General features: G+C 74.0%; 23 protein-coding genes. 7 read left to right on the forward strand and 16 right to left on the reverse strand.

Annotated features, from left to right (window positions below; genetic code table 11):
- Window positions 1–127: 127 nt before the first annotated feature.
- On the forward strand, window positions 128–463 hold the full coding sequence (locus tag F0L17_RS03665) for a YnfA family protein (RefSeq protein ID WP_155069936.1): 336 nt from the start codon (window positions 128–130) through the stop codon (window positions 461–463).
- A 346-nt stretch (window positions 464–809) separates the two neighbouring features.
- On the opposite strand, the gene F0L17_RS03670 is transcribed toward F0L17_RS03665, so the two are convergent.
- The 9 genes from F0L17_RS03670 to F0L17_RS03710 all read right to left on the reverse strand — a co-directional run bounded on the left by F0L17_RS03670 (window position 810) and on the right by F0L17_RS03710 (window position 12,229).
- Window positions 810–1,022 carry a hypothetical protein gene (locus F0L17_RS03670; RefSeq protein WP_155069937.1) on the reverse strand — a complete coding sequence of 71 codons (213 nt, stop codon included), beginning with the start codon at window positions 1,020–1,022 and terminating at the stop codon, window positions 810–812.
- 264 nt (window positions 1,023–1,286) lie between these two features.
- Entirely contained in the window at window positions 1,287–2,102 is an 816-nt protein-coding gene (locus F0L17_RS03675; RefSeq protein ID WP_162465747.1) for a TrmH family RNA methyltransferase, read from the reverse strand.
- A gap of 46 nt (window positions 2,103–2,148) precedes the next feature.
- Window positions 2,149–3,417, reverse strand: a complete 1,269-nt coding sequence (cobA, locus tag F0L17_RS03680; RefSeq protein WP_155069938.1) for a uroporphyrinogen-III C-methyltransferase — start codon at window positions 3,415–3,417, stop codon at window positions 2,149–2,151.
- 324 nt (window positions 3,418–3,741) lie between these two features.
- The gene (cobT, locus tag F0L17_RS03685) at window positions 3,742–7,101 is read right to left on the reverse strand and encodes a nicotinate-nucleotide--dimethylbenzimidazole phosphoribosyltransferase (protein ID WP_155069939.1); all 3,360 of its coding nucleotides are present in this window, start codon (window positions 7,099–7,101) and stop codon (window positions 3,742–3,744) included.
- A gap of 274 nt (window positions 7,102–7,375) precedes the next feature.
- A complete protein-coding gene (cbiE, locus tag F0L17_RS03690; RefSeq protein ID WP_155069940.1) occupies window positions 7,376–8,611 on the reverse strand; it encodes a precorrin-6y C5,15-methyltransferase (decarboxylating) subunit CbiE in 1,236 nt (411 codons plus the stop codon).
- A gap of 181 nt (window positions 8,612–8,792) precedes the next feature.
- Window positions 8,793–9,431, reverse strand: a complete 639-nt coding sequence (locus tag F0L17_RS03695; RefSeq protein ID WP_155069941.1) for a GNAT family N-acetyltransferase — start codon at window positions 9,429–9,431, stop codon at window positions 8,793–8,795.
- 112 nt (window positions 9,432–9,543) lie between these two features.
- Window positions 9,544–10,398 carry a MetQ/NlpA family ABC transporter substrate-binding protein gene (locus F0L17_RS03700; protein WP_162465748.1) on the reverse strand — a complete coding sequence of 285 codons (855 nt, stop codon included), beginning with the start codon at window positions 10,396–10,398 and terminating at the stop codon, window positions 9,544–9,546.
- A gap of 107 nt (window positions 10,399–10,505) precedes the next feature.
- Window positions 10,506–11,177: a methionine ABC transporter permease gene (locus F0L17_RS03705; protein WP_155069943.1), complete on the reverse strand. Its 672-nt coding sequence runs from the start codon at window positions 11,175–11,177 to the stop codon at window positions 10,506–10,508.
- Window positions 11,174–12,229 (reverse strand): ATP-binding cassette domain-containing protein, encoded by a 1,056-nt coding sequence (locus F0L17_RS03710; RefSeq protein ID WP_162465749.1) that lies wholly within the window; start codon window positions 12,227–12,229, stop codon window positions 11,174–11,176. Before F0L17_RS03710 ends, F0L17_RS03705 begins: the two co-directional genes overlap by 4 nt.
- Window positions 12,230–12,825: 596 nt before the next feature.
- On the opposite strand from F0L17_RS03710, the gene F0L17_RS03715 reads away from it, so the two are divergent.
- Together F0L17_RS03715 and F0L17_RS03720 are read left to right on the forward strand one after the other, a co-directional pair.
- Window positions 12,826–13,194 (forward strand): hypothetical protein, encoded by a 369-nt coding sequence (locus tag F0L17_RS03715; protein WP_155069945.1) that lies wholly within the window; start codon window positions 12,826–12,828, stop codon window positions 13,192–13,194.
- On the forward strand, window positions 13,187–13,651 hold the full coding sequence (locus F0L17_RS03720; protein WP_155069946.1) for a hypothetical protein: 465 nt from the start codon (window positions 13,187–13,189) through the stop codon (window positions 13,649–13,651). The genes F0L17_RS03715 and F0L17_RS03720 overlap by 8 nt, the downstream gene beginning before the upstream one ends.
- Before the next feature lie 98 nt (window positions 13,652–13,749).
- Here F0L17_RS03720 and F0L17_RS03725 read toward each other — a convergent pair whose 3' ends face one another.
- From F0L17_RS03725 to F0L17_RS03735, 3 genes are all read right to left on the reverse strand, one after another.
- Entirely contained in the window at window positions 13,750–14,274 is a 525-nt protein-coding gene (locus F0L17_RS03725) for a GNAT family N-acetyltransferase (protein ID WP_155069947.1), read from the reverse strand.
- A gap of 93 nt (window positions 14,275–14,367) precedes the next feature.
- Window positions 14,368–14,874, reverse strand: coding sequence for an RNA polymerase sigma factor (locus F0L17_RS03730; protein ID WP_155073102.1), 507 nt, complete (start codon window positions 14,872–14,874; stop codon window positions 14,368–14,370).
- Between the two features lie 236 nt (window positions 14,875–15,110).
- A complete protein-coding gene (locus tag F0L17_RS03735; RefSeq protein WP_155069948.1) occupies window positions 15,111–16,265 on the reverse strand; it encodes a glycerophosphodiester phosphodiesterase in 1,155 nt (384 codons plus the stop codon).
- Window positions 16,266–16,513: 248 nt separating this feature from the next.
- Between F0L17_RS03735 and F0L17_RS03740 the strand changes: the two genes are divergently transcribed.
- Entirely contained in the window at window positions 16,514–17,194 is a 681-nt protein-coding gene (locus tag F0L17_RS03740) for a lysophospholipid acyltransferase family protein (protein WP_155069949.1), read from the forward strand.
- Between the two features lie 116 nt (window positions 17,195–17,310).
- Here the strand turns inward: F0L17_RS03740 and argH are convergent, their stop codons facing one another.
- Together argH and F0L17_RS03750 are read right to left on the reverse strand one after the other, a co-directional pair.
- A complete protein-coding gene (gene argH, locus F0L17_RS03745) occupies window positions 17,311–18,789 on the reverse strand; it encodes an argininosuccinate lyase (RefSeq protein WP_155069950.1) in 1,479 nt (492 codons plus the stop codon).
- A gap of 117 nt (window positions 18,790–18,906) precedes the next feature.
- Window positions 18,907–20,103 carry an argininosuccinate synthase gene (locus F0L17_RS03750; RefSeq protein WP_162465750.1) on the reverse strand — a complete coding sequence of 399 codons (1,197 nt, stop codon included), beginning with the start codon at window positions 20,101–20,103 and terminating at the stop codon, window positions 18,907–18,909.
- A 281-nt stretch (window positions 20,104–20,384) separates the two neighbouring features.
- Between F0L17_RS03750 and F0L17_RS03755 the strand changes: the two genes are divergently transcribed.
- From F0L17_RS03755 to F0L17_RS03765, 3 genes are all read left to right on the forward strand, one after another.
- On the forward strand, window positions 20,385–20,972 hold the full coding sequence (locus F0L17_RS03755) for a pyridoxamine 5'-phosphate oxidase family protein (RefSeq protein WP_155069952.1): 588 nt from the start codon (window positions 20,385–20,387) through the stop codon (window positions 20,970–20,972).
- A 68-nt stretch (window positions 20,973–21,040) separates the two neighbouring features.
- Window positions 21,041–21,589 carry a GNAT family N-acetyltransferase gene (locus F0L17_RS03760; RefSeq protein ID WP_420802374.1) on the forward strand — a complete coding sequence of 183 codons (549 nt, stop codon included), beginning with the start codon at window positions 21,041–21,043 and terminating at the stop codon, window positions 21,587–21,589.
- Window positions 21,590–21,729: 140 nt separating this feature from the next.
- Complete coding sequence (locus F0L17_RS03765; RefSeq protein WP_155069954.1) at window positions 21,730–22,278, forward strand: GNAT family N-acetyltransferase; 549 nt, start codon at window positions 21,730–21,732, stop codon at window positions 22,276–22,278.
- Window positions 22,279–22,529: 251 nt separating this feature from the next.
- Here the strand turns inward: F0L17_RS03765 and F0L17_RS03770 are convergent, their stop codons facing one another.
- On the reverse strand, window positions 22,530–23,531 hold the full coding sequence (locus F0L17_RS03770) for a helix-turn-helix domain-containing protein (protein ID WP_338017938.1): 1,002 nt from the start codon (window positions 23,529–23,531) through the stop codon (window positions 22,530–22,532).
- A 172-nt stretch (window positions 23,532–23,703) separates the two neighbouring features.
- Window positions 23,704–24,258 carry an arginine repressor gene (locus F0L17_RS03775; protein WP_155069955.1) on the reverse strand — a complete coding sequence of 185 codons (555 nt, stop codon included), beginning with the start codon at window positions 24,256–24,258 and terminating at the stop codon, window positions 23,704–23,706.
- Window positions 24,259–24,262: the final 4 nt, after the last annotated feature.

Below are 24,262 nucleotides of genomic sequence, written 5' to 3' on the forward strand. Positions count from 1 at the left end.
GCCGACGCGTCCCGGCCCCGGGGGGTGCGGCCGGAGCCGGTGCTCGCCGGCGGCGGGAACGTGGCGGAGACCGTACGGGGCCGGTGGCCCACCGGTGATCCGCGGGCCGTCGGTAGGGTCGGCCGGTATGACCGTCGCTCGTTCCGTCGCCCTGTTCGTCGTCGCCGCCCTCTTCGAGATCGGCGGTGCCTGGCTGGTCTGGCAGGGCATCCGCGAGCACAGGGGCTGGATCTGGATCGGCGCCGGCGTCGTCGCCCTCGGACTGTACGGCGTGGTGGCCACCTTCCAGTCCGACGACGACTTCGGGCGGATCCTCGCCGCGTACGGTGGGATCTTCGTGGCCGGGTCGATCGCCTGGGGCATGGTCGCCGACGGCTACCGGCCCGACCGCTGGGACGTGATCGGCGCCCTGGTGTGCCTCGCGGGGATGGCCGTGATCATGTACGCGCCGCGCGGTCACTGATCCGCGCCTCGTCCACCGTTCCCGGACCGCGCGGTGCCGCGGGTCGCCGGGCGGGGCCGGCAGCCCCTCCGGGTCGGTGCCGCAGCGCACCGAGCACCCCGAGCACACCCGAGCACACCGCCTTCGCCGTCGGCCCGGGACGACCGGACGGCACCGGACGGACCGGGTGACCGGCGTCCCGGAGTTCCGGACCGTCGGCCGGCACCACCGTCGGGGTTTCGATCCTCACGGAGGCCCGGGGCGAAGCCGCCCGGAGGGACGCGCGGGCTCGACAGCGCCTTTCGCCCCGATGTTCCTCGGCCCCCCGCCTTCCGCCGGGGCGCGACGTCCCGTCACCTCCGGCCGGTCACAGGGCTCCCAGGGCCGACAGGACCGCCAGGCAGAGCGGCAGGGTGGCCGCGAAGGCGCTGCCCGCGTGCAGCGCGGCCTCGGGCAGGGAACTGCCCGTGGCGCCGGAGAGGATGCCGGCCACCAGGGCGACGAGGGCAGAGAACTGGACAGTCGCCAGGACCCAGAGGGCCCTGACCGCGCGGGGGTGGGAGACGGGCTGAACGCTCATCGGTCGCCTTCCTTCCCTGTGGGAGGACGGCCTCGCCGGTGCCCGACCAGCCTCGGCCCGGCCGTCCTCTGGACGGGGTGGAGTCGAGGTCCGCGCTTTCGGTGCGGGGCCTCGTGTCGTCGTGTCGCCGACATGAGCGGGCCGGGTTCCGGCTCACGGGCCGCCCGGCGCCGCCGACCGAGTACTGACGTTCCGAATTTATCACCCCATGTCATGGAATGACCACTTTGGGGGATTGCGTTCCCTCGATCGGCACCCGCCGGGTCACTCGGCGGCCGGCCCCGTGGCGTAGAAGGCGACGGCGGCGGCCGCGGCGACGTTGAGGGAGTCGACCCCCGCGCTCATCGGGATCCGCACGGTCACGTCGGCGGCCGCGACGGTGGAGGGCCGCAGCCCCTTCCCCTCCGAGCCGAGGACCAGGGCCAGCCGGGGATGGCGGCGGGCCGCGAGTTCGCCCAGCCGGAGGGAGTCCTCCGCCAGCGCCAGCGCCGCCGTGACGTACCCGGCGGCGCGCAGCGCCTCGATGTCCTGCGGCCAGGAGGACAACCGCGTCCACGGAACCTGGAGGACCGCCCCCATGGAGACCTTCACCGAGCGCCGGTAGAGGGGGTCGGCGCAGTCCGGGGAGAGCAGCACCGCGTCCACGCCGAGCGCGGCGGCGCTGCGGAAGAGGGCTCCGATGTTCGTGTGGTCGTTCACGGCTTCCAGCACCGCGACGCGCCGCGCCTCCGCCAGCAGGCTCTCCGGTGTCGGAAGGGGCCTGCGGTGCATGGCGGCCAGGGCCCCGCGGTGCACGTGGTAGCCCGTCACCCGCTCGGCCACCTCCGGGGCGACGGTGTAGACCGGGGCCGACACCGACTCGACGACGTCGCGCATCGTCTCCACCCACTTGGGCGTCAGCAGCATCGACCGCATCGCGTAGCCGGCCGCCAGCGCACGGCGGACGACCTTCTCGCCCTCGGCGATGAAGAGGCCCTCCGCCGGTTCGCGCCGGCTCCGCAGTTGGACGTCGGTCAGATCCGTGTAGTCGGCCAGGCGCGGATCGCCGGGATCCTCGACGGTGATCAGTTCCTCGGCCACGGCGCGCGCCCGCCCTTCCCGCGTCCCGCCCCGGCGTCCGGACGCGTCATCGCGCCCCACCGTCGACACCACCGACAGCGCCGCCGGCGTACCGTCCCACGGCGACCACCTCGCCGACGACGATCACCGCGGGCGGCCGCACGGCCTCGGCCCGGATGCGTTCGGCCACGGTCGCCAGGGTGGCGTCCACCCGACGCTGTCCGGCCATGGTGCCCTCCTGGACCACGGCGACGGGCGTCTTGGGGTCCCGCCCGTGTTCCACCAGGGCGTCGGCGATGGCACCGGCCTTCTCGACGGCCATCAGCAGCACCAGCGTGCCGCGCAGTCGGGCCAGGGCCGCCCAGTCCACCAACGAACGCGGGTCGTCGGGCGCGACATGGCCGCTGACGACGGTGAACTCGTGCGCCACCCCGCGGTGCGTGACCGGGATCCCGGCGGCGCCGGGCACGCTGACGGAGCTGGAGATGCCGGGCACCACGGTGACCGGGATCCCCGCCTCGGCCAGCGCCTGGGCCTCCTCCATGCCGCGCCCGAAGACGAAGGGATCGCCGCCCTTGAGCCGTACGACGAACTTCCCCGCCTTCGCCTGTTCCACCAGGGCCTCGTTGATGGCCTCCTGGGCCATCGCCCGTCCGTAGGGGATCTTGGCCGCGTCGATCACCTCGACATGCGGCGGCAGTTCGTCCAGCAGGTCCCGGGGGCCGAGCCGGTCGGCGATCACCACATCGGCCTCGGCCAGCATCCGCCGGCCGCGCACGGTGATCAGATCGGGGTCACCGGGACCACCACCGACCAGGGCGACCCCCGCCCTGCGGGCCCGGTGCCGGGGAGCGCTCAGGGTGCCGTCGCGCACCCCCTCGACCACGGCGTCGCGCACGGCGGCCGAGCGACGCGGATCGCGTCCGGTGAGGACGGCGACGGTGACCCCCTCGACGCGGCCGGTGGCCGGGGTCCAGGCGGTGGCGGCCTCGGCGTCGTCACTGCGGACGCACCACACGCGGCTCTCCTCGGCCTCGGCGGAGGCGGCGGCGTTGGCCTCCGCGTCATCGGTGGCGACCACCGCGTACCAGGCCCCCGCCAGATCGCCGGGGCGGTAGGCGCGGCGCTCCCAGCGCAGCTCGCCCGCCTCGGCCATGGCCTCCACCGCGGGAGTGACGGAGGGCGCGATCACCAGGACGTCGGCGCCCGCGGCCAGGAGCGCGGGCAGCCGCCGCTGGGCGACGGTCCCGCCGCCGAGGACGACCACGCGGCGCCCGGCCAGGCGCAGTCCCACGGGATAGGCGGGGTGCTCGGAGCGGTCGGGACGGTGGGACATGGCTGTGCGGCTCCTTGGACGGTCTCGCCCCGGCTCGTCGGCGCGGGGCGCGCCCCGGCGCGGACCGGTGGTCGGCGGGGCTCCTCGGCCGCTGCGACGGTGGAGCGGCGGGACGGGGACGTGGGGGGCTGGAGGCGGGTGCGGGGACGGGGGGACGGCGGGCGGCAGCAGCCTACGTCGGCACCGCCCCGACCCGCTGTGCCTCCGGTCACCGGCGGGACGCGCTCCCGCGTCCCGCCGGTGGTCAAAGACAGTGTCGTTCTCGGTCGTTCTTGTTCGTTCTCGGTTGTTCTCGGTCGCGGGTCGGGACGGGACCGGTGGGCGTCAGTCCTTCTCCGTGACGCCCGCCGAGTCGAAGGTGGCGACCTCGTGCATGGCGCGGGCGGCGCTCTGCACCACCGGCAGCGCCAACAGCGCCCCCGTGCCCTCACCGAGCCTGAGGTCGAGGTCGATCAGCGGACGCAGACCCAGCTTGGTCAGCGCGGCGACATGGCCGGGCTCCGCGCTGCGGTGGCCCGCGATGCAGGCCGCCAGGGCCTCCGGGGCGATGGCCCGGGCGACCAGTGCCGCCGCCCCCGCGCTCACGCCGTCGAGGATCACCGGGGTGCGCAGCGAGGCGCCGCCCAGGATCAGCCCCGTCATCGCGGCGTGCTCCAGGCCGCCGACGGCGGCGAGGACGCCCAGGGGATCGGAGGGGTCGGGCCGGTGCACCTCCAGGGCGCGGCGCACGACGTCGACCTTGTGTGCGTGTGTCTCGTCGTTCACGCCGGTGCCCCGGCCGGTGACCTCGGACGGGTCGGCCCCCGTGAAGACGGAGATCAACGCCGCCGAGACGGTGGTGTTGGCGATGCCCATCTCACCGGTGAGCAACGCCTTGTTGCCCGCCGCCACCAGGTCGCGGGCCGTCTCGATGCCCACCTCGACCGCGCGCTGCACCTCCTCGCGGGTGAGCGCCGGGCCGACGGTGAAGTCCGCCGTGCCGGGACGCACCTTGCGCGGCAACAGCCCCGGGGTGGCCGGCAGGTCGCCCGCCACTCCCACGTCGACCACGCAGACCTCGGCGCCGACCTGGTTCGCGAAGGCGTTGCAGACCGCGCCACCGGAGAGGAAGTTGGCGACCATCTGCGCCGTGACCTCCTGCGGCCAGGGAGTGACCCCCTGGGCGTGCACCCCGTGGTCCCCGGCGAAGACGGCGACGGCCGCGGGCTCGGGGATCGGCGGGGGGCACCGCCGGGCCAGGCCGCTGAGCTGGGCGGAGATGATCTCCAACATGCCCAGCGCGCCGGACGGTTTGGTCATCCGCTTCTGCCGCTCCCACGCCTCGCCCAACGCCTTGGCGTCCAGCGGACGGATGCCCGCCAGGGTCTCGGTGAGCAGGTCGTGCGGCTCCTCCGCGCCGGGCAGGACGCGACGGCCGTAGGCCTCCTCGTGGACCACCCACGACAGCGGACGCCGCTTGGACCAGCCCGCCTGCACCAGCTCCGGTTCCTCCGGGAAGGCGTCGACGTACCCGATGCACAGGTAGGCGACGACCTCCAGGTGTTCGGGCAGGCCGAGCACCCGGACCATCTCCCGCTCGTCGAAGAAGCTGACCCAGCCCACTCCCAGGCCCTCGGCGCGGGCGGCGAGCCACAGGTTCTCCACGGCGAGCGCGGAGGAGTACGGGGCCATCTGCGGCTGGGTGTGGCGGCCGAGGGTGTGGCGACCGCCCCGGGTGGGATCGGCGGTGACGACGATGTTGACCGGGGTGTCGAGGATCGCCTCGACCTTCAGCTCCTTGAACTGCCGGGCGCGGGCCTTGGGCAACGACCTGGCGTACGCCTCGCGCTGGCGCATGGCCAGCTCGTGCATCGTGCGCCGGGTCTCCTCGGAACGGATGACGACGAAGTCCCACGGCTGGGAGTGGCCGACGCTGGGGGCGGTGTGGGCCGCCTCCAGGACGCGCAACAGCACCTCGTGCGGGATCGGGTCGGGGCGGAAACCGTTGCGGATGTCGCGACGCTCGCGCATCAGACGGTGCAGGGTCTCGCGCTCGGCCTCGCCGTAGCCGGGGGCGGGCCCCTTGTCCGGGCGAGCCGGGGCGGGCTCCTCCCCCGGCGCGGGAGTCCCGTCCGAAGCGGGGGCCTCGGAGGCGGCGGCGCCGTCCCCTCCGTCCCGGGAGTCCGCCTCGGCGGGCTCGGCGTCCCGCGCGGGCGTCCCGTCGGCCGCTGGTTCCGCCGCCGGTGCCTCCTGGGCGGGCGGCGCGTCGGCCGGCGCGTCCTGCGGGGTCCCTGACGCCTCCGGCGCCTCCGCCGGCGTCTCCGGAACCTCGGGCTCCGGGGCGGCTTCCGCCGGAGCGGGCGCGGCCGCCTCGGCGGTTTCGGTGGGCGCGGGAGCGGACGCGGGGACCGCCACGGCCTCCATCACCTGGGGCCCGGCGCCGGGCACCGACGTCACGGCGAGTTGCTGTTCGGAGGCCGCGACGGCCTCTCCGGTCCCCTCCGCCTCCACCGGCGCGGGCGCCGCCTCGGGAGCGACGGCCGTCGGAGCGGCCTCCACGACCGGCTCGGCCGGCTCGACCGGCACGGCGGGCTCGACCGGCACGGCGGGCTCGACCGGCTCGGGTGTCCTCGCCGCTTCCTCGCCGGGGGCGTCGGCAGGCGCCTCCTCCTCGGGGGCCGTGGGTGCCTCGGGAGCGACGGCCGCCGGAGCGGCCTCCACGACCGGCTCGGCGGGTTCGGCGGGCTCGACCGGCACGGCGGCCCCGGCAATCTCCACCGGGCTCTCGCCGACGGCCTCGACGGAGGGCTCCGCCACGGGCGCCGGGACGGGCTCGTGGGGCGCCTCTGCCGGTGCCGCCTCGCCCCCGGGCCCGGTGACGGGAACCCCGGCAGCGGGAACCTCGGCAACGGGCGCCTCGGCAGCGGGAACCTCGGTGACGGGTGCCTCGGCGACGGGTGTCGCACCGTCCGCCGCGAGGTCGGGAGCGGGCAACTGCTCGACGTGCCCCTCGGGCGCCCCGGCAGGCGCCTGGGCGTGGACCTGGGCAGGGTCGTGCGTCGGTTGTCCGGCCGGGGCCTGCGGCGCCCAGGCGTCCGCCTGAGCGGGCTCCGCCGGCAGCGCGTCGGTCCGCTGTCCGGGCGGCGGTGTCCGGTGGGCCTGCCCCGCGTCGTCCGCCGGGGCGGACGCCGGGGGCTCCTCGGGGGCGACGTCGAAGTACTCGGGGCCCGTGGTGGGCGGACCCGGCTGTCGCACGGGCGTCCCCTGCGGGGGCGTGGGCGCCGGGCCGGTGGGCGCGACCGGCGCGACCGGGGTGGGGCCGCGGTCGGCGAGCGAGCGCACCGCGCCGGACTGCTCCGGTACGGGCGGGCCCAGATGCGGCGGTCGGGGCGGCGTCGGCGTGGAGTACGGCCCCTGGACGTGGGTCGGTCGCCGCGCGGACGACAGGGGGTGCTGCGCTCCGGCCGGTCCGTACTGCCCGGACGCGGAAGCGGCCGGGTGGGACGTGTGCTGGGCGGTCGCCGAGGCCTCGCTCCACGCGCCCTGGGAACCGGGCAGCAGGAGGTCGTCCTCGTCGCTCGCCGCCACGCCCTCCACCGGGCCCGCGAAGGTGTAGGCGCCGGGGGCCTGCGCCTCCGGCCGCTCCGACTGTCCGCCTGCGTTCTCCGGCAGTCCCTCGCCCGGGACCTGGCCGGTGTCAGTCATGCGTACCCCTCGCCCATCGGTAGTGCTCCTTCCAGCCCCAGCGGGTGCCCACCCCGTCCCCGTCGGGAACGACGCCGCTCGAACAGCGCCGTCGAGGACAACGAGCGCGGACGCGGTGCGGTACGTACCCCCGCCCGAACCATCCGGACATTGACAGACAAAGTCTCAACCCCGGTTGGCGGCACAACGATCCATCAGCCTACCCGGCACCGAGTACCGCGAGGGCCCGGGGTGGTCGACTGACCCCGGTTGGTCACGCTTCTCCCGGGGCAGATCACATCCGGCTGCCGGACAGCAGGAAGACGACCGAGCGCTCCCGCTCCGCCCAGGCCCGGGTGTCCAGCTCCACGGACTGCAGCAGCGCGCACTCGACGGCGTATCCGGCCTCCGAGAGCACCCTTCCGACGGCCTCGGCCTCGTCCCGGGTGGCGGCGTGGGTGACGATCCGCTCGGGCCTGCGATCGGCGCACGCGGCGACCGTGCGCACTCCCCCGCCGCCGACGCGCACCACATCGGGTTCGGGAAGGTCCTCCAGGGCCAGAGGCGCTATTCCGTGCACCACCTGGAGTTGGACACCGAAGCGCCGCGCGGCGGCCGTCATCCGGGCGCACGCGGACGCGTCGCGCTCGACGGCCAGGACGGCCGCGCCGAAGCGGGCGGCCTCCACGGCGACGGCACCGCTGCCCGCGCCGACGTCCCACAGCAGGTCGCCGGGCCGGGGCCCGAGCCGGGCGAGCTGGGCCGCGCGCAGTTGCGCCGAGTCCCGCCCCTCCCCCGACGGCACGGCGGGATCCCGCCCGGTGTACTCGGCGGCCGGCAGAGCCCAGCCGCGCACGGCGGAGGGGAAGTCCGGCCCGTGCCCGGCCAGCCAGCCGCCCCGGGCGGCAGCCGGCTCGCCCCCGGCTCCCCCGCCGCCCACGACGATCACGACGTTGGGGTCGCGCCAGACGTGGTCCGCGACCTTGTCGGAGGTCAGGACGGTGACCCGCTCGCGTTCGGTGCCCAGCGCCTCACAGATGACGAAGGTGCGGTGCACCCCCTCCAGCAGCAGGGCGAGTTCGGCCGGACCGGCGCCGGGCGAGGTGAGGACGGCGACCTTGGGGTGCGCGCGGCAGACGTTGACGGCACGGCGCAGGGTACGGCCGTGGGCGACGACGACGCGGGCGTCGTCCCAGGGCATCCCGGCACGGGCGAACGCGGCGGCGACGGAGGAGACCGCGGGCACGACCTCGACCTCCAGGCCGTACTCGGGCGCGCGCAGGGCGCGGACGACACCGAAGAAACCGGGGTCGCCGTCGGCGAGGACGACCGCGGTGCCGCGGTGTCCGGCGATGCGGCGGGCGGCCGACGCCACGCTGCCCAGGCGGATGTGCTCGGCACCGGACGGGACCTCGGGCAGGACCAGGTGGTGGGCGGCGCCGGCGACGAGGGTGGCCGCGCCGAGGGCGGACCGGGCGGCCTCGGTCAGCGGGGAGCCGTCCCACCCGATCACGGTGACACGGTCGGCCATCGTCGGCTCTCTCCTGGGCGCGGTCGCTGAGCGGGGACGGGGTGGTGGTGCGGCGGTGCTTCGACGGTGGCGCGGGGTGCGGCCGCGGCGTGGAAGCGCGGACGGGCGGCGGCGCCGCAGCGAGGTTACCGCGCCCGGCGCGGTCCGTCCGCCCAGGGGCGGGGAGGCCGCCGTCGCGCGGTCAGCGCCACTCCGGGTAGGTCGCGTAGCCGTCGGTCCCGGCCGGGTCCCCGGGGTCGCCGTCCAGGTCCTCCGGCAGGAGGCTCCACACGATCAGGTCGGTGCGGATGTCGGTCCAGCCGCCGTCCTCGGTGCGGGTGCGGGCTATCCAGGCGTTGCGCAGCACGCCCTCGCTCACGCAGCCGACCTTCTGGGCGACCTGCTGGGAGGCCGTGTTGCCGGCGGCGGTGCGGATCTCCAGCCGCTCGAACCCCCGGTCCCGGAACAGCCAGTGGGCCGCGGCCAGCAGCGACTCCGCGGCGTACCCCTCGCCGCGCGCCCAGGGGGCGGTCACGTAGGCCGCCTCGACGGACCGCGCCCGCCAGTCGGCTCCGCGCAGGTGAACGGTGCCGACCAGGCGTTGGGTGAGGAACTCGGTGACGGCGAAGACGATCCCGCGCCCCTCGTCGCGTTCCGCGGGGGCCCCGCGGGTGATCCACTCCCGGGCGTCCTCCTCGGTGTAGGGGACGGGCACGGAGGTCCACGCGGTGACCAGCTCGTCGTTCATCATCTCCGCGAACGCGGGGATGTCCGCCTCCTCGAGAGGCCGCAGCACGAGCCGCTCCGTACTGATCGTGGTCTCCGGGAAGTTGGATGTCATGCGCCGCTCCAGCCTGAAGGGGTCGAGTGCACAGCATGCAGCATCGCCCGGACGGCGCGCAGGGCCGGGCCCCGGCTCGGAGACCGGGGCCCGGCGCGCGCCGCCGCTCGGCTCAGGAGGCGTCGGCGTCCGGGGCGGCCACGACCGAACCCCGGTACTCGTCCTCGATGAACTCGGCGACCTCCTTCGAGGTCAGGAGCTCGGCGAGCTTCCTCACCCGCGGGTCGTCCTCGTTGCCCTCCTTGACCACCAGGAGGTTGACGTAGGGGTTGCCCTCGGCCTCCTCCAGGGCCAAGGCGTCCTTCGAGGGCTCCAGGTCGGCCTCGATGGCGTAGTTGCCGTTGACGACGGCGGCGTCCACGTCCTCCAGGGAACGGGGCAGCGCGGCGGCCTCCAGCTCCTTGAACTTCAGCCCCTTGGCGTCGGCTATGTCGGCCAGGGTGGCGTCCTGCCCGGCGCCCTCCTTCAGCTCGATCAGGCCGTGGTCGTCCAGGAGCTTCAGGGCGCGGCCCTCGTTGGTGGTGTCGTTGGGCACCGCGACGGTGTCGCCGGCCCCGAGGTCGGAGGCCTTCTTCAGGGTGGAGGAGTACAGCCCCAGCGGCTCCAGGTGCACGCCCACCACGGGCACCAGGTGGGTGCCCTGCTTGGCGTTGACGTCGTCCAGGTAGGGCTTGTGCTGGAAGTAGTTGGCGTCGACCTCGCCGTTCTCGGTGGCCGTGTTGGGGAGCACGTAGTCGGTGAACTCCCTGATCTCCAGCTTCAGACCGGCCTCCTCGGCCAGGTTGTCCCTGACGAAGCCCAGGATGTCGGCGTGCGGGGTCGGGGAGGCCGCGACGGTCAGCGGTGCGTCGGCGTCCTTCGAGCCGCCGGAGGCGGCGGGGTCGGAGTCGGTGCCGCAGCCGGCCAGGCCGAGGGCGAGGGCGGCGGTGGCCGCGAAGGTGACGGTGGACTTGGTGACGGTGCGCACGAAGAGTGCCTCTTTCTCTGTTCTTTCCGGGGTTTCCGGGTGGTGCCGGACAAGGGGTCCGGCTTCCGGTGTGGGGGGAGGTTCGGGGGCGGCTTCGGAGGCCGGCTTCAGGAGGCGGTGCGCTCCCGGCGGGAGAGCAGGCGCACCACTCCGTCGCCCAGAAGCTGTACGACGGTGACGATGACGAGCAGCACCACGACTGTGGCGATCATGAAACCGGTCTCGAAGCGCTGGTAGCCGTAGGTGATGGCCTTGCTGCCCAGCCCTTCGGCACCCACCGCGCCGGCCATCGCGGAGTAGCCGACGAGGGTGATGACGGTGGTGGTCAGGCCGCCCACGAGGGACGGCAGCGACTGGGGCAGCAGCGCCTTGAACACGACCGTGCCGGTGCCGCCGCCCATGGACAGCACGGCCTCGACCAGCCCGTGGTCCACCTCGCGCACGGAGGTCTCCACCAGCCGTGCGAAGAAGGGGATGGCGCCGATGGAGAGCGGCACCACGGCGGCCGTCGGTCCGATGGAGGTGCCGACCAGCAGGCGGGTGAAGGGGATCAGGGCGACGACGAGGACGATGAACGGCAGGGAGCGCCCCACGTTGACCACGGTACCGACGGCCTTGTTGACCGCCCTGTTCGCCAGCAGCCCGCCGCGGTCGGTGAGCACCAGCAGCACGCCCAGCGGAAGTCCGCCCAGGACGGTGACGAGGGCGGACCAGCCGACCATGTAGAGCGTGTCGATGGTGCCCTGGATGAGGATGGGCTGCATCTCGTCCCAGGTCATCGCGGGTCCTTCACGGTCTCGGTGGCTTCGGCGACGGTCTCGGCGGCCTCGACGGTGAGGCCGTGTTCTCGCAGGAAACCGATCGGCACGGCGTTGTCCTCGAAACGGCCGGGGAGTTCGATGCGCATCCGGCCGACCTGACGGCCCCCGATGGTGTCCATGGCCGCACCGAGGATCGACACGTCGACCCCGTAGGTGCGCGAGAGTCTGGAGATGAGCGGCCGGGTGGTGCTCTCCCCGTGGAAGGTGACGTCCACGACGGTGCGCTCCTCGTCGGCGCCGCCCCGGTCCCGGGACCGTCCGCCGAGGGGGAACAGTTCGCGGGCCAGCTCCGAGCCGGGGGTGGCCAACAGGTCGGAGACGGTCCCGGACTCCACGACCTTCCCGTCGCGCATCAGCGCCGCCGAGTCGCAGACGGTCTTGACGACGTCCATCTCGTGGGTGATCAGCAGCACGGTCAGGCCGAGCTGCCGGTTGAGGTCGCGCAACAGGTCCAGGACGGAGCGGGTCGTCTCGGGGTCGAGGGCGGAGGTGGCCTCGTCCGAGAGCAACACCTTGGGGTCCCCGGCCAGGGCGCGGGCGATGCCGACGCGCTGTTTCTGCCCGCCCGAGAGCCGGGCGGGCCAGGAGCGGGCGTGGTCGGCGAGGCCGACCAGACCGAGCAGTTCCCGGGCCTTGCGGGCGCGCTCGCGGCCGGGCACGCCCAGGATCTCCAGGGGCAGTTCGACGTTGCCCTGGACGGTCCGGGAGGACAGCAGGTTGAAGTGCTGGAAGACCATGCCGATGCGGCTGCGCGCCCGGCGCAGTTCGGCCCCGGCCCGTGGTCCGCGGCCGGCCAGGGCGGTGAGGTCCCGACCGTCGACGACGACCGAGCCGGAGGTGGGCCGTTCCAGCAGGTTGACGCAGCGGATGAGGGAGGACTTGCCCGCGCCGCTGCGGCCGACGACGCCGAAGACCTCGCCCTCGCGGACGTGGAGGTCGACACCGTCGAGGGCCGTCACCTCGCGGCCGCGGGATCGGTAGACCTTGGTGAGTCCCGTGGTGGTGATCACTGGGTGTCCGTCACTGTCGAGTGCGCGGCGCGCGGGGTGTGGCGCCGGGCACGGTGGTTCTGGCAGGTGGGGGACCGGCGCTCCGCTCCGCCGACGGGCGGTGCGGGCGCGGGTGAGCGCGGGGTCCGGGCGCGTCCGATCGGCGACGAAGACGGCGGGTGCCGGTCGTCACGAGCGGGGCTCGGGGCTCGCTTCGGGGCGCGAGGTGGCTCAGGCGGGGGCCCTCAGCGGTCACACATTCGACACATGCGACGAGCACCGGGCGTCATCGTCGCCTCGGTCGCGGGGATGCGGTGGCTCGTCGCGGTCATGCGGACGAGTAAACCAGACACCTGCCCTCTACACACAAAACGCGGACGGCGATGTCCGGATAGTGGACGCCCGGTGGGGGCGCCGCTGCGCGAAGGCACTCCGTCACAGCCGTGCCGAACCCGCGTGAGCTGCGCGGACGCCACCGGGACGACACCGGGGCCGGAGCCCTTCGGCACCCGTACGGGCCCGGCGCTGTGGCCAAGACCACGGCGGCCGCCCCACCCGTCCGCTCGGCGCGAAGGGGTCGTTTCCTCCGGGATGCGGGGCTCGAATACAGTGCGGACATGCTCACCCCGCTGACGGTCGCGGTCGCCGTGGCCGCGCTCGCCCTGGCCGCCTGGTGCGGCTTCGCGGCCTACCGGGACCAGCCGACCAAGGACCGGCACTTCGCCGGCATGGCCCTGGTGACCCTCCTCGCCCTGGTCCAGTTGGTCGTCGGCGTCGTCCAGCTCGCCCGCGGTGGGGAACCGGACGGCGGCACGGTGGTCTTCGTCTCGTACCTGCTGGGAGTCGCCGCCTGCGTGCCCGCGGTCGGCTTCGTGTCGCTGGCCGAGCGGACCCGGTGGGGTTCCGCGACGGTGGCCGCGGGCGCGGTGGTGATGGCGGTGCTCCAGGTGCGGCTGTACGACGTGTGGGGAGGCGGCCATGGCTGACGGTCCCGCTCGCCCTCCCTCCCCGCGGACGCCGGCGCCCGGCGGCGGGCTGGGCCGCGGCCCCGGGCGGCTGCTGGTCACGCTGTACGCGGTCTTCGCCGTCGGCGCCACCTCACGCTCGGCCTACCAGCTCTCGACGCGCTTCCACGAGGCGCCACTGGCCTACTCGCTCTCGGCGGTGGCGGCGGCGGTGTACGTGGTCATCACCGTCGCCCTGATCCGCGGCGGTGAGGGCGCCCGTCGGGTGGGCCTGGTGTGCTGCGCCGCCGAGTTGGTCGGGGTGCTGACGGTCGGCACCTGGACCGTGCTGGACCCGGACGCCTTCCCCGACGCCACCGTCTGGTCGGGCTACGGCATGGGGTATCTGCTGCTGCCCCTGGTGCTGCCGGTGGTGGGCCTGCTGTGGTTGCGGCGTCCGCACGACGGCCCCGACCCCGTCCGGTCCTCCCCGGCCTGAGTGCCGAAGGAGCGCGGTCCGCGCCCCGGCTCCGCCCTCGTGCCGCGCCCCGGCGGCGGACCTCGCCGGGGCGCGGCACGGACGGGGCCGCCCTCCGGTCAGGCGCTGGCGGCGTAGTCCTGTCGGACGGCCTTCTGCCCCGGAGGCTCCGGGAACTTCTCCAGGGTGACCATGTCCAGCCGGGGCGAGACCCGCTCGGTGGCCACGGGGAGGTAGCCGAGCCTGCGGTAGAGGCGGATGTTGCCCTCGCTGCGGTGGCCGGTGGAGAGCCGGTAGCGCTTGGCCGAGCGTTCCTCCGCCAGTCGCGCCTCGATCGCCGACAACAGCCGTCCGCCCAGGCCGTGCCGCTGCATGCGCGGATGCACGATCAGCTTCCCGATCACGGCCGTGCCGTCGTCCTCCACGCGTCCGCGCACCGATCCGACGACCTCCTCGCCGAGCCGGGCCACGAGCACGCAGCCGCGGGCCAGTTCGGCGCGCAGGTCGTCGAGGGTCTGGGTGAGCGGCTCGATGCCGTAGTCGCCGTACAGCGCGGCCTCGGACTGGTAACACAGGTACTGCAGTTTGAGGATCTGCTCCGCGTCGACGTCCGTCGCCGCGGAGATGGTCACGCTCATTCCCATGTGCGCACTACTCCCCATGTGTGGTGGCGCCCGGGCGCGAGTGTGGAACGAGGGTCGCGCGCCCGAACTGTCTGCCCTGATGACGCCGGTGGTTTACCGCACCCTTCCCCGGGGGCCGGGGGGCGCAACCTCCGTCGTGAGCATTCTGCGCAGACAATCGATGCAACGGGAACGAACCGGCCCCAGACTGCCCTGTGAGATTCCCAACTCGCGGGCCATCTCGGGGTAGGTGAGGTCGCGGTGCGAGAGCAGGACGGCCAGGACGTCGGGGCACCGTCCGGGCAGTCGCCCCACCGCCGCGCGCAGTACCCGGTGCCGCTCGGCACGCAGGGCACGGCTCTCGGCGCTCTCGGCGCTTCCCAACGCACCGACGCCGTCCGCCGCGTCCGGGTCGTAGACGGTCTCGCGCCGGGCCCTGCGGCGCGCGCTCCGCACCTCGGCCCGCACCGCCGCCCGCAGCCAGGCGGCCGGGCGGGACGGCGGACCCAGGGTCCGCCCGCGTTCCAACCACCGCAGCCACACGGCCTGTTCGAGGTCGGCGGGCTCGACGCCCTGACCGACCGCCTCCGCGGCGCACTCCGCCGTGAGCAGGGAGCGCAGGGGCGGCGGCGGTCCCGGCGGATCGGGCGGGGCGGTGGTAACGGGGGTGGGGGTGGTGTCCTGCGTCACGGCCACCGTGACGACACGGTGCGCCGGGACGGTTGCGCGGGCGGGCGGCGACCACCCGCCCGGGTGACGCGGTCGTCCCGGGGGGACGCGGAGCGCGTCCCCCCGGGACGACCGGGAAGGAGGTTGTCGGGACGGACCGGCGGGGAGCGGCCCGCCGGTCGGTCGGGTCAGTTCCGGCGGAAGTCCTCGGCGGCCAACAGCGCGGTGTCCGGGTGGTCGGAGAAGATGCCGTCGATGCCGGTGGCGAAGTACGTCCGCAGGGCTCCGAAGGCGTCCCCGAAGGCGTCGGGATCGGTGCCGCGGCGGAAGTCGGCGGGCAGGAAGCGGTTCTCGTTGCGGTGGGTGTAGGGGTGGAGCAGCAGGCCGCGGGCGTGGGCGTCGCGCACCAGTGTGGTGGGCTCCCCCAGCCGCCCGTCCGCGCCCCGGGGGATCACCAGGTCCAGCGTGGGGCCGATGCCCTGGGCGAAGCCGGAGATCCACTTCAGCCCCTCGGGCGTGACCAGGTCGGCCACGGTGCGCGGGTCGCCGGACTCCACGAAGTCCCACGGCCGGGAGGAGGCCGAGGACAGCAGCACCACGCGCGGGGTCTCCACCAGCCGGTCCAGCCGCCGCATGCTGCTCGGCTCGAACGACTGCAGGAACGTCGGGGAGTTCGCGCGGTGCCGTCCGTACCGGCGCAGCAGCTTCGCCAACCGCTCCTCCAGGCCCAGGCCCAACGAGCGGAAGTAGCTGGGGTGCTTGGTCTCGACGTGGAGCCAGACCGGGCGTCCGCGTCGGCGGCCCTCGCGCTCGGCCCAGCGCAGCACCTCCTCGAAGGAGGGAACCTCCCAACGGCCGTCGTAGAGGGTGTTGTTCGGGCGGGTGTCGGGGATGCGCTCGGTGGCGCGCAGCGTCTTCAGCTCGGCGAGGGTGAAGTCCTCGGTGAACCAACCGGTGAGTCGCGTGCCGTCCACCGTCTTGGTGGTCCTGCGGTCGGCGAACTCCGGGTGGTCGGCCACGTCCGTGGTGCCGGTGATGTCGTTCTCGTGACGGCACACCAGGTGGCCGTCACGGGTGGGGACGAGATCCTGCTCGATGACGTCCGCGCCCATGTCCAGGGCGAGTTGGTACGCCCCCAGGGTGTGCTCGGGGCGGTAGCCGCTGGCGCCCCGGTGGGCGACCACGGTGGGCACCGGCAGCTTCGGACGCCCGTGCCCCCCGCCGTTCCGGCCGGCCGCGGCGGCCGTGGCGGCCGGCCCCAGCGTCGCCGCTCCGGCGCCCAGCACCGCCGCCCCCAGTACGGCCCTGCGGTCCGGCCCCGACGCCCGTCCCACCTGTCCCATGGACACTCCTCTTTCGGTTTCACACGCCTGTGACTGTCCCGAACCTGACAAGGAACGGAACCCGCGCATGGTAGGTGTGCGTCCCTTTCCGCCGGGAGACCGCGTGCGGAACGTGACGCGAACGGCTGACAAACCACGCCGTCACGGGGTATCCGTGACACGAACCCGGCGCGCGCCCGGTGGGGATCCGCGAGTACCGTACTCACCTGCGCGGGTGTGCGCGCTGACCATCACGACCGGAGGACACGTTGTCCCGTTTCCTGTTCATCAAGGCGCTGCTCGGCCCGCTCCTGCGCGTGCTGTTCCGTCCTCGGGTTCAGGGAGCCGAGCGCATCCCGGGGAGCGGCCCGGTGATCCTGGCCGGGAACCACCTGACGTTCATCGACTCCATGATCCTCCCGCTCGTCGTCGACCGGCAGGTCTTCTTCATCGGCAAGGACGAGTACGTCACCGGCACCAGCCTCAAGGGACGTCTGATGGCGTGGTTCTTCACCGGGGTCGGCATGATCCCGGTGGACCGCGACGGCGGCCGCGGCGGCGTCGCGGCGTTGATGACCGGCCGCCGGGTGCTGGAGGAGGGCAAGGTCTTCGGCATCTACCCGGAGGGCACCCGCTCCCCCGACGGCCGTCTCTACCGCGGCCGCACCGGCATCGCCCGGCTGACGCTGATGACGGGGGCGCCGGTGGTTCCGTTCGCGATGATCGGCACCGACCGCGTACAGCCCGGCGGACGCGGTCTTCCCCGGGTCGGCCCGGGCCGCCGCGTCACCGTCCGCTTCGGCGAGCCGCTGGACTTCTCGCGCTACGACGGCATGGACCGTGACCGCTATGTGCTGCGGGCGGTGACGGACGAGGTGATGAGCCACGTGATGCGGCTGTCGGGCCAGGAGTACGTGGACGTCTACGCCACCAAGGCCAAGGCCGCCTGACCGGAGGGCCAGGAAGCGCCCCGGGGTCCCGGAGGGCCACCGGGACGCGTCCGCGCCCCGCCCCGGGAGCGCGTCGGCCCAGGCGGCCCGGGGCCCGGCCGGATCGGCCGGATCGGTCAGTGGCCCGGGTCCGCGCCGCCGGCGCCCGAAACCGCCGACGCCCAGGCCCGCTGGACGGCCAGTTCCTCCTTGACCTCGGCGAGTTGGACGGCGACCGCCGAGGGCGCGGTACCGCCTCGTCCGTCGCGCGAGGCCAGCGCCCCCTCCACGCTCAGCACGGAGCGGACCTCGGGCGTCAGGTGCGGGGAGATCTCCGCGAACCGGTCGTCGGTCAGCTCGTCCAACTCGATCCCGTCGGCCTCGCAGACCTTGACGCACTCCCCCGCGATCTCGTGCGCCTCGCGGAACGGCACCCCCCTCTTCACCAGCCACTCCGCGACGTCGGTGGCCAGGGAGAAGCCGGCCGGCGCCAGCTCGGCCATCCGCTCGCGGTTGACGGTGAGGGTGGCCATCATCCCGGTGAACGCCGGGAGCAGGATCTCCAGTTGGTCGCAGGAGTCGAAGACGGGCTCCTTGTCCTCCTGCAGGTCGCGGTTGTAGGCCAGCGGCAGTGCCTTGAGGGTGGCCAGCAGACCGGTGAGGTTGCCGATGAGCCGGCCGGACTTGCCGCGCGCCAGCTCGGCGATGTCCGGGTTCTTCTTCTGCGGCATGATCGACGAGCCGGTGGAGAAGGCGTCGTGGAGGGTGACGAAGGAGAACTCCTTGGTGTTCCAGATGATGACCTCCTCCGCGAGCCGGGAGAGGTCCACACCGATCATCGCGGTGACGAAGGCGAACTCGGCGACGAAGTCGCGGGAGGCGGTGCCGTCGATGGAGTTGGCCGCCGAGCCGTGCTCGAAGCCGAGGTCGGCGGCGACGGCCCGCGGGTCCAGACCGAGCGAGGAACCGGCCAGCGCGCCCGAACCGTAGGGCGAGACGGCGGTGCGCGCGTCCCACTGCCGCAGCCGCTCGGCGTCCCGGGACAGGGCCTGGACGTGGGCGAGGACGTGGTGGGCGAAGAGGACGGGCTGTGCGTGCTGGAGGTGGGTGCGGCCGGGCATCGCCACGTCCGGGTGCGCCTCGGCGAGGGAGACCAGGGCCTCGTTCAGGTCGGCGAGCAGGCCGCCGATGATCCGGGCGTGGTCGCGCAGGTACATCCGGAAGAGCGTGGCGACCTGGTCGTTGCGGGAGCGTCCGGCACGGAGCTTGCCGCCCAGCTCGGGACCGAGCCGCTCCAGCAGTCCGCGTTCCAGCGCGGTGTGCACGTCCTCGTCGGCGATGGTCCCGGTGAAGGTTCCGTCGGCGACGTCCGCGGCCAGCCGGTCGAGTCCGGCGAGCATCCGCTCCAGCTCGTCGTCGGTGAGGAGCCCGGCCTTGTTCAACACGCGTGCGTGGGCCCGTGACCCGGCGATGTCGTAGGGGGCCAGCCGCCAGTCGAAGTGGACGGAGGCGGAGAGCTTCTCCAGGGCCTCGGCCGGCCCGTCGGCGAACCGGCCCCCCCACAGCCGTACGTCGCCGCCCGCGGCGGGCTCGGGGGTCTGCGGGCCGTTGGTCATCGGTGCTCCTCGTGCGCGTACCGGTCGTACAGGGAGGTGACGGGGTGAGGGGACGCCCGCCTCCCCCACCACGGGGGCGGAGGAGGCGGGCGGTGTGCGGCTGCCGTGTGCCGCGGACTACTGGTCGAGGTCCCGCTTGGCCGCGATCTTGCTGCTCATGCCGAAGATCTCGATGAAGCCCTTGGCCATCGACTGGTCGAAGGTGTCGCCGGTGTCGTAGGTGGCCAGGTTGAAGTCGTAGAGCGACTCCTGGGAGCGCCGGCCGGTGACGACGGCCCGGCCACCCTGCAGGGTCATCCGGATGTCGCCGGAGACGTGCTCGTTGGCCTCGGCGACGAACCCGTCCAGGGCCCGCTTGAGCGGGGAGAACCACAGGCCGTCGTAGACCAGCTCGCTCCACCGCTGCTCGACCTGCCGCTTGTAGCGGGCCAGCTCGCGCTCCAGGGTGACGTTCTCCAGCTCCTGGTGGGCGGTGATCAGCGCGATGGCGCCCGGGGCCTCGTAGACCTCGCGTGACTTGATGCCGACGAGCCGGTCCTCGACCATGTCGATCCGGCCGACGCCCTGGGCCCCGGCCCGCTCGTTGAGCTGCTGGATGGCCTGCAGGACGGTGACGGGCCTGCCGTCGATGGCGACGGGGACGCCCTTGTCGAAGGTGATGACCACCTCGTCGGCCTCACGCGGGGTGGCCGGGTTCTGGGTGTAGTCGTAGACGTCCTCGATCGGCGCGTTCCAGATGTCCTCCAGGAAGCCGGTCTCCACCGCCCGTCCGAAGACGTTCTGGTCGATGGAGTACGGCGACTTCTTGCTGGTGGCGATCGGCAGGCCCTTGGCCTCGGCGAAGGCGATGGCCTTGTCGCGGGTCATGGCGTAGTCCCGCACGGGCGCGATGCACTTCAGGTCGGGCGCGAGGGAGGAGATGCCCGCCTCGAACCGCACCTGGTCGTTGCCCTTGCCGGTGCAGCCGTGGGCGACGGTGGTGGCGCCGTGCTTGCGGGCGGCGGCCACCAGGTGCTTGACGATGGCCGGCCGGGAGAGGGCGGAGACCAGCGGGTAGCGGTCCATGTAGAGCGCGTTCGCCTTGATCGCCGGGAGGCAGTACTCCTCGGCGAACTCGTCCTTGGCGTCGGCGACCTCCGCCTCGACGGCACCGCAGGCGAGCGCGCGCTTGCGGATGACGTCGAGGTCCTCTCCGCCCTGGCCGACGTCCACGGCGACGGCGATGACCTCGGCGCCCGTCTCCTCGGCGATCCAGCCGATGCAGACGGAGGTGTCCAGACCACCGGAGTAGGCGAGTACGACGCGCTCGGTCACGGGGGGCTCCTTACGATGCATGCGCTGACTGGTATAAGTATGCACTCCCTCGCATGGTTCGTCAACGCGCCCCGGAAGCGTGACCGGACCGGCGGCGCGGCCCGTCCGAGAGTGCCGCGTCCCCCACCCACGCGTCCGGCCCCGCCTTCTTTCCCGGCGGACCGGGCGGCCACGGGTGGTCCACCGGCACCCGGCGCACCCGCGCCTCGATCATCCTCGCCCTCCCGGGGCGCACCGGAAAGAGTGGGCGCGCACCCGCGCGCACGGGCATGATGCGGAACATGGGAAGGACACACGAACGCATCGACGGACGGCTGCGGGACTTCATCGAGGCGCAGCCCGTCTTCTTCACCGCCACCGCGCCGCTGTCCGGCGACGGCACGATCAACCTCTCCCCCAAGGGGCTGAGGGGGTCCTTCGCCGTCCTCGACGAACGCACCGTCGCCTATCTCGACTTCGCCGGCTCCAACGCCGAGACCGTCGCGCATCTGCGGGAGAACGGCCGCATCACCCTGATGTGGTGCGCCTTCTCCGGCCCGCCGAACATCGTGCGCGTCCACGGCCGCGGGGAACCCGTCTTCCGCGACGACCCGCGCTGGGGGGAGCTGATCGGCCGCTTCCCCGACATCGACCACTCCCGGCACGGCCTGCGCGCGATCATCGTGGTCACCGCCGAGCTGATCCGCGACACCTGCGGTTACGCCGTGCCGCTGATGACGTACGAGAGCGACCGCCCGCTGCACGGTTCCCGCTTCGCGCGCGAGACGGACGAGTCGCTGGACGCGTACTTCCACAAGAAGGAGCACATCGCCACCAGCATCGACGGCCTTCCGGGGCTGCCGCTGCCCCTGCCGCCCACCCCCGCGTGACGGCGGCCGGCCGACCGACGGGCGGAACGTCGTTGCGCGTCCGCCCGGGGAGGATGTTTGATCATGCGGTGCGAACCGACCCTTTGGACAGCGTGGCCCCGGTGATCGACCGGCTCTCCGCCACCGACCTCCCCGCCCTCTCCGGCGACCTCGCCGACCTGGTGTGCGACGCCGTCGAGGACGGCTCCTCCATCGGCTTCCTCGCCCCTCCCGACCGGGCGGGGATCGCCGCCTGGTGGGAGGGGACGGCCCCCGCGGTCGCGGAGGGCGAGGCGGTGCTGTGGGCCGCCCGGGAGGACGGCGGCCGGATCGTGGGCACCGTGCAGCTGCGCCGGGGCGGCATGCCCAACGGCCGCCACCGCGCCGAGATCGCCAAACTGATCGTGCACCGGGACGCCCGCGGCCGCGGCCTGGGCAGGGCGCTGCTGGAGCTGGCCGAACGGGAGGCGGCGGCCACGGGGATCTCCCTGCTGGTCCTGGACACCCAGACCGGCAGCCCCGCCGAGCGCCTCTACCGCTCGGCGGGCTGGACGGAGGACGGGACGATCCCGGACTACGCCGCCGACACCGCGGGCGTGCTGCGGCCCACCACGCTCTTCCACAAGAAGCTCGGCTGAGAGCCCGCCGGGCCGAACCGCGAGGCGGTACGGCTCTCCGATGGTGCCGTGCGGGGGACGTGGCTACCGTGGCAGCGGATCCGTGCACGCTCCACCGCGGCGGCCACGCGCCCGCGGACGAACCCGAGGAGATCCGCCCCATGCTCAGCACCCCTCTCGGTGACGGCGCGGAGCTGTGCCCCCTGGAGCCGTGGCAGGCCCCGGAGCTGGCCGCGTACACCGAGCGCGTCCGCGACCACCTGGCCCCCTGGCTGCCGTGGGCCCACTCCGTCACCGACGAGGAGTCCGCGCGGGCCTTCCTCCAGCGACACGCGGACCGGCAGGCCGCCGACGAGGGCAGGATCTACGGCATCCGGCTCGACGGCGAGCTGGTGGGCGGCATGATGTTCCGGCTGTTCGACGCCGCCGCGGGCTCCTGCGAGTTGGGCGCCTGGCTGGCACCCGAGGCACAGGGGCGCGGGCTGGTGACCGCCGCCGCCTCCCGCATGATCGACTGGGCGGTCGGCGTCCGCGGCCTGTCCCGGGTGGAGTGGCTGGTCTCCCCGGAGAACGGCCCCAGTGTCGCGGTGGCCAGGCGGCTGGGCATGACGCACGAGGGCACCCTGCGCAGCGTGTTCCCCCTGGGCGGACGGCGCCACGATCTCCAGGTCTGGTCGCTGCTGGCCGAGGAGTGGCGGGCCGCGTCCTGAGAAGGACGCCGGCGTCCTTCCGGCGCCGCGTCCGGGCCCCGCTCCCCGGCGCCCCAACGGAACCTCGTCGTCCCGACCGTCCCGATCCTCCCGACCGCTTCGACGGGGACCGTCCCCACAGCTCACGGGCTTCACACCCACAGCGCCGCGGTCCGCCACCGGACGTCCGTCGGTCTCGCCGCCGACGGCGACGTCGGGCCGCGGACGTGGCGCTCGCCGCGCGTCGGGGGGGGGCCGGGCACGTGGGGACGTCAGTCCTTGTGCGCCTCGTTCGTGGGCTCCTCCGGCAGGGGGGACGCACCACCCTGCGGCGTGCAGAGTTCCCTGCCGTCCACCAGCTCGGCGCAGGCGCGGACCGCGGCCGGGAAGTGCGCCTCCACCATGGGCGAGTAGGTGTCGTGGTCGTAGCGGATGGCCCGCTCCTCGACCGTCCCGCGCGCCTCCTCCACCCGGGCGACGTCGCCCACCGAGCCCCCGGTGATCCGACTCCAGGCGGCCCGGCACGAGGGGCTGTAGCGCAGCTCCAGCCGTATGTCGCCCTCCTCGATCTTGGCCGCGGTCCACACTCCGATGTGGCAGCCGAGCCGCTGCGGGTCCTGCCCCTTGCACTCGAAACCGCTGCAGCCGACGGTGCCGGCGGTCGACTCCGAGGCGCTCCGCAGGGTCGTGACCCCGGTTCCCGCGGGGTCCTCCACGGTCTCCTTCCGGAGGGAGAGCCGGTCCGCCAGCATCCCCGCGAAGAAGGCGAGCACGACGGCCACCACGGTGGTCGACACCCTTCCGCGGTGGGGCCACGCCGTCCCGTGCCGGGTGTCGCCGGCAGCGTCGCCGTCCGATGCCCCTCCTCGCCACGGCCACGGCCGTCTCCGGGCGGCGGGAGGCACCGGCCGCGGCTCGACCGCCGTCGGCGAGGCCGGTGCGGAAGCGGCGGCCTCCTCGGACGGGGGGAGGGGCTCCGGCACCGGATCGGGCACGTCCGCGCCCGGTTCCCGGTGCTCCTTCTCCGTGGCCGTCCCGGCCGACTCCAGCAGGGTCAGCAGAGGGTCCGGGCGGACGCCGACGACGTGCGCGAAGGCGACCACGGCCTGTCTCGGCGGAGTCGTCTTGCCGTTGAGGTAGCGCTCCCAGGACGATTTGCTGTAGTTCGTGCGCCGCGCCAGGGCGGCGAGCGTCAGCCCGTGGTCCCGGCGCAGCCTCCGCAGTTCACGTGCCAGCTCCGGCTCCCCTGTCGGGGCCCCTCCCCCGGCGGCCACAGTCCGCCCCCCTCGCCTCTACGATCTCCCCGGCTTCTCCACGACCTTCAGCCTAGTCCCACGACCGTGCGTCGACGCGTCGGGCCCTCGCCGTCAAGTTCCCCGGAAACGCGGGACGTTGGCCTCCTCGGCCTTCCCCCCCGGCCCGCGCGCCCGAGGGGCCCGCGCGCCTTCAGGGGTGGTTGCGCTGCGGGGAGTGCTTCTGCGCCAGCCCCAGCAGGTGGTCGGCCAGCGCCTGGCCACCGGTGGGGTGGCGGCTGATCAGCAGCAGGGTGTCGTCGCCCGCGATGGTGCCGATGATGTCGTGCACCTCCGCCTGGTCGATGGCCGAGGCGAGGAACTGCGCGGCACCGGGCGGGGTGCGCAGCACCACCAGGTTGGCCGAGGCCTCGGCGGAGATGAGCAGTTCGCCCGCCAGTCGCGCCATCCGCCCCTCGCTCGCCGACTCCCCCAGCGGCGCCTTGGGAGTGCGGTCGCCCCCCTCCCCGGGCACGGCGTAGATCAGCTCGCCCCGGGCGTTGCGGATCTTCACCGCGCCCAACTCGTCCAGGTCCCGGCTGAGCGTCGCCTGGGTGACGCTCAGCCCGTCGTCGGCGAGGAGCCTGGCCAGCTGGCTCTGCGAGCGGACCGGTTCGCGGTTCAGGATCTCCACGATCCTGCGGTGCCGGGCCGTACGTGTGTGCGGTACGGCCGGGCCCCCGTTGTTGCTGCCCTGCGCCTCGGTCATCGTC

The sequence above is a fragment of the Streptomyces taklimakanensis genome (assembly GCF_009709575.1).
Lineage (GTDB): Bacteria > Actinomycetota > Actinomycetes > Streptomycetales > Streptomycetaceae > Streptomyces > Streptomyces taklimakanensis.

Coding starts and splice junctions, on each gene's coding strand:
- F0L17_RS03665 (WP_155069936.1), top strand. CDS start 128: ATGACCGTCGCTCGTTCCGTCGCCCTGTTCGTCGTCGCCGCCCTCTTC.
- F0L17_RS03670 (WP_155069937.1), bottom strand. CDS start 1,022: ATGAGCGTTCAGCCCGTCTCCCACCCCCGCGCGGTCAGGGCCCTCTGG.
- cobA (WP_155069938.1), bottom strand. CDS start 3,417: ATGTCCCACCGTCCCGACCGCTCCGAGCACCCCGCCTATCCCGTGGGA.
- cobT (WP_155069939.1), bottom strand. CDS start 7,101: ATGACTGACACCGGCCAGGTCCCGGGCGAGGGACTGCCGGAGAACGCA.
- cbiE (WP_155069940.1), bottom strand. CDS start 8,611: ATGGCCGACCGTGTCACCGTGATCGGGTGGGACGGCTCCCCGCTGACC.
- F0L17_RS03695 (WP_155069941.1), bottom strand. CDS start 9,431: ATGACATCCAACTTCCCGGAGACCACGATCAGTACGGAGCGGCTCGTG.
- F0L17_RS03705 (WP_155069943.1), bottom strand. CDS start 11,177: ATGACCTGGGACGAGATGCAGCCCATCCTCATCCAGGGCACCATCGAC.
- F0L17_RS03715 (WP_155069945.1), top strand. CDS start 12,826: ATGCTCACCCCGCTGACGGTCGCGGTCGCCGTGGCCGCGCTCGCCCTG.
- F0L17_RS03720 (WP_155069946.1), top strand. CDS start 13,187: ATGGCTGACGGTCCCGCTCGCCCTCCCTCCCCGCGGACGCCGGCGCCC.
- F0L17_RS03725 (WP_155069947.1), bottom strand. CDS start 14,274: ATGGGAATGAGCGTGACCATCTCCGCGGCGACGGACGTCGACGCGGAG.
- F0L17_RS03735 (WP_155069948.1), bottom strand. CDS start 16,265: ATGGGACAGGTGGGACGGGCGTCGGGGCCGGACCGCAGGGCCGTACTG.
- argH (WP_155069950.1), bottom strand. CDS start 18,789: ATGACCAACGGCCCGCAGACCCCCGAGCCCGCCGCGGGCGGCGACGTA.
- F0L17_RS03755 (WP_155069952.1), top strand. CDS start 20,385: ATGGGAAGGACACACGAACGCATCGACGGACGGCTGCGGGACTTCATC.
- F0L17_RS03765 (WP_155069954.1), top strand. CDS start 21,730: ATGCTCAGCACCCCTCTCGGTGACGGCGCGGAGCTGTGCCCCCTGGAG.
- F0L17_RS03775 (WP_155069955.1), bottom strand. CDS start 24,258: ATGACCGAGGCGCAGGGCAGCAACAACGGGGGCCCGGCCGTACCGCAC.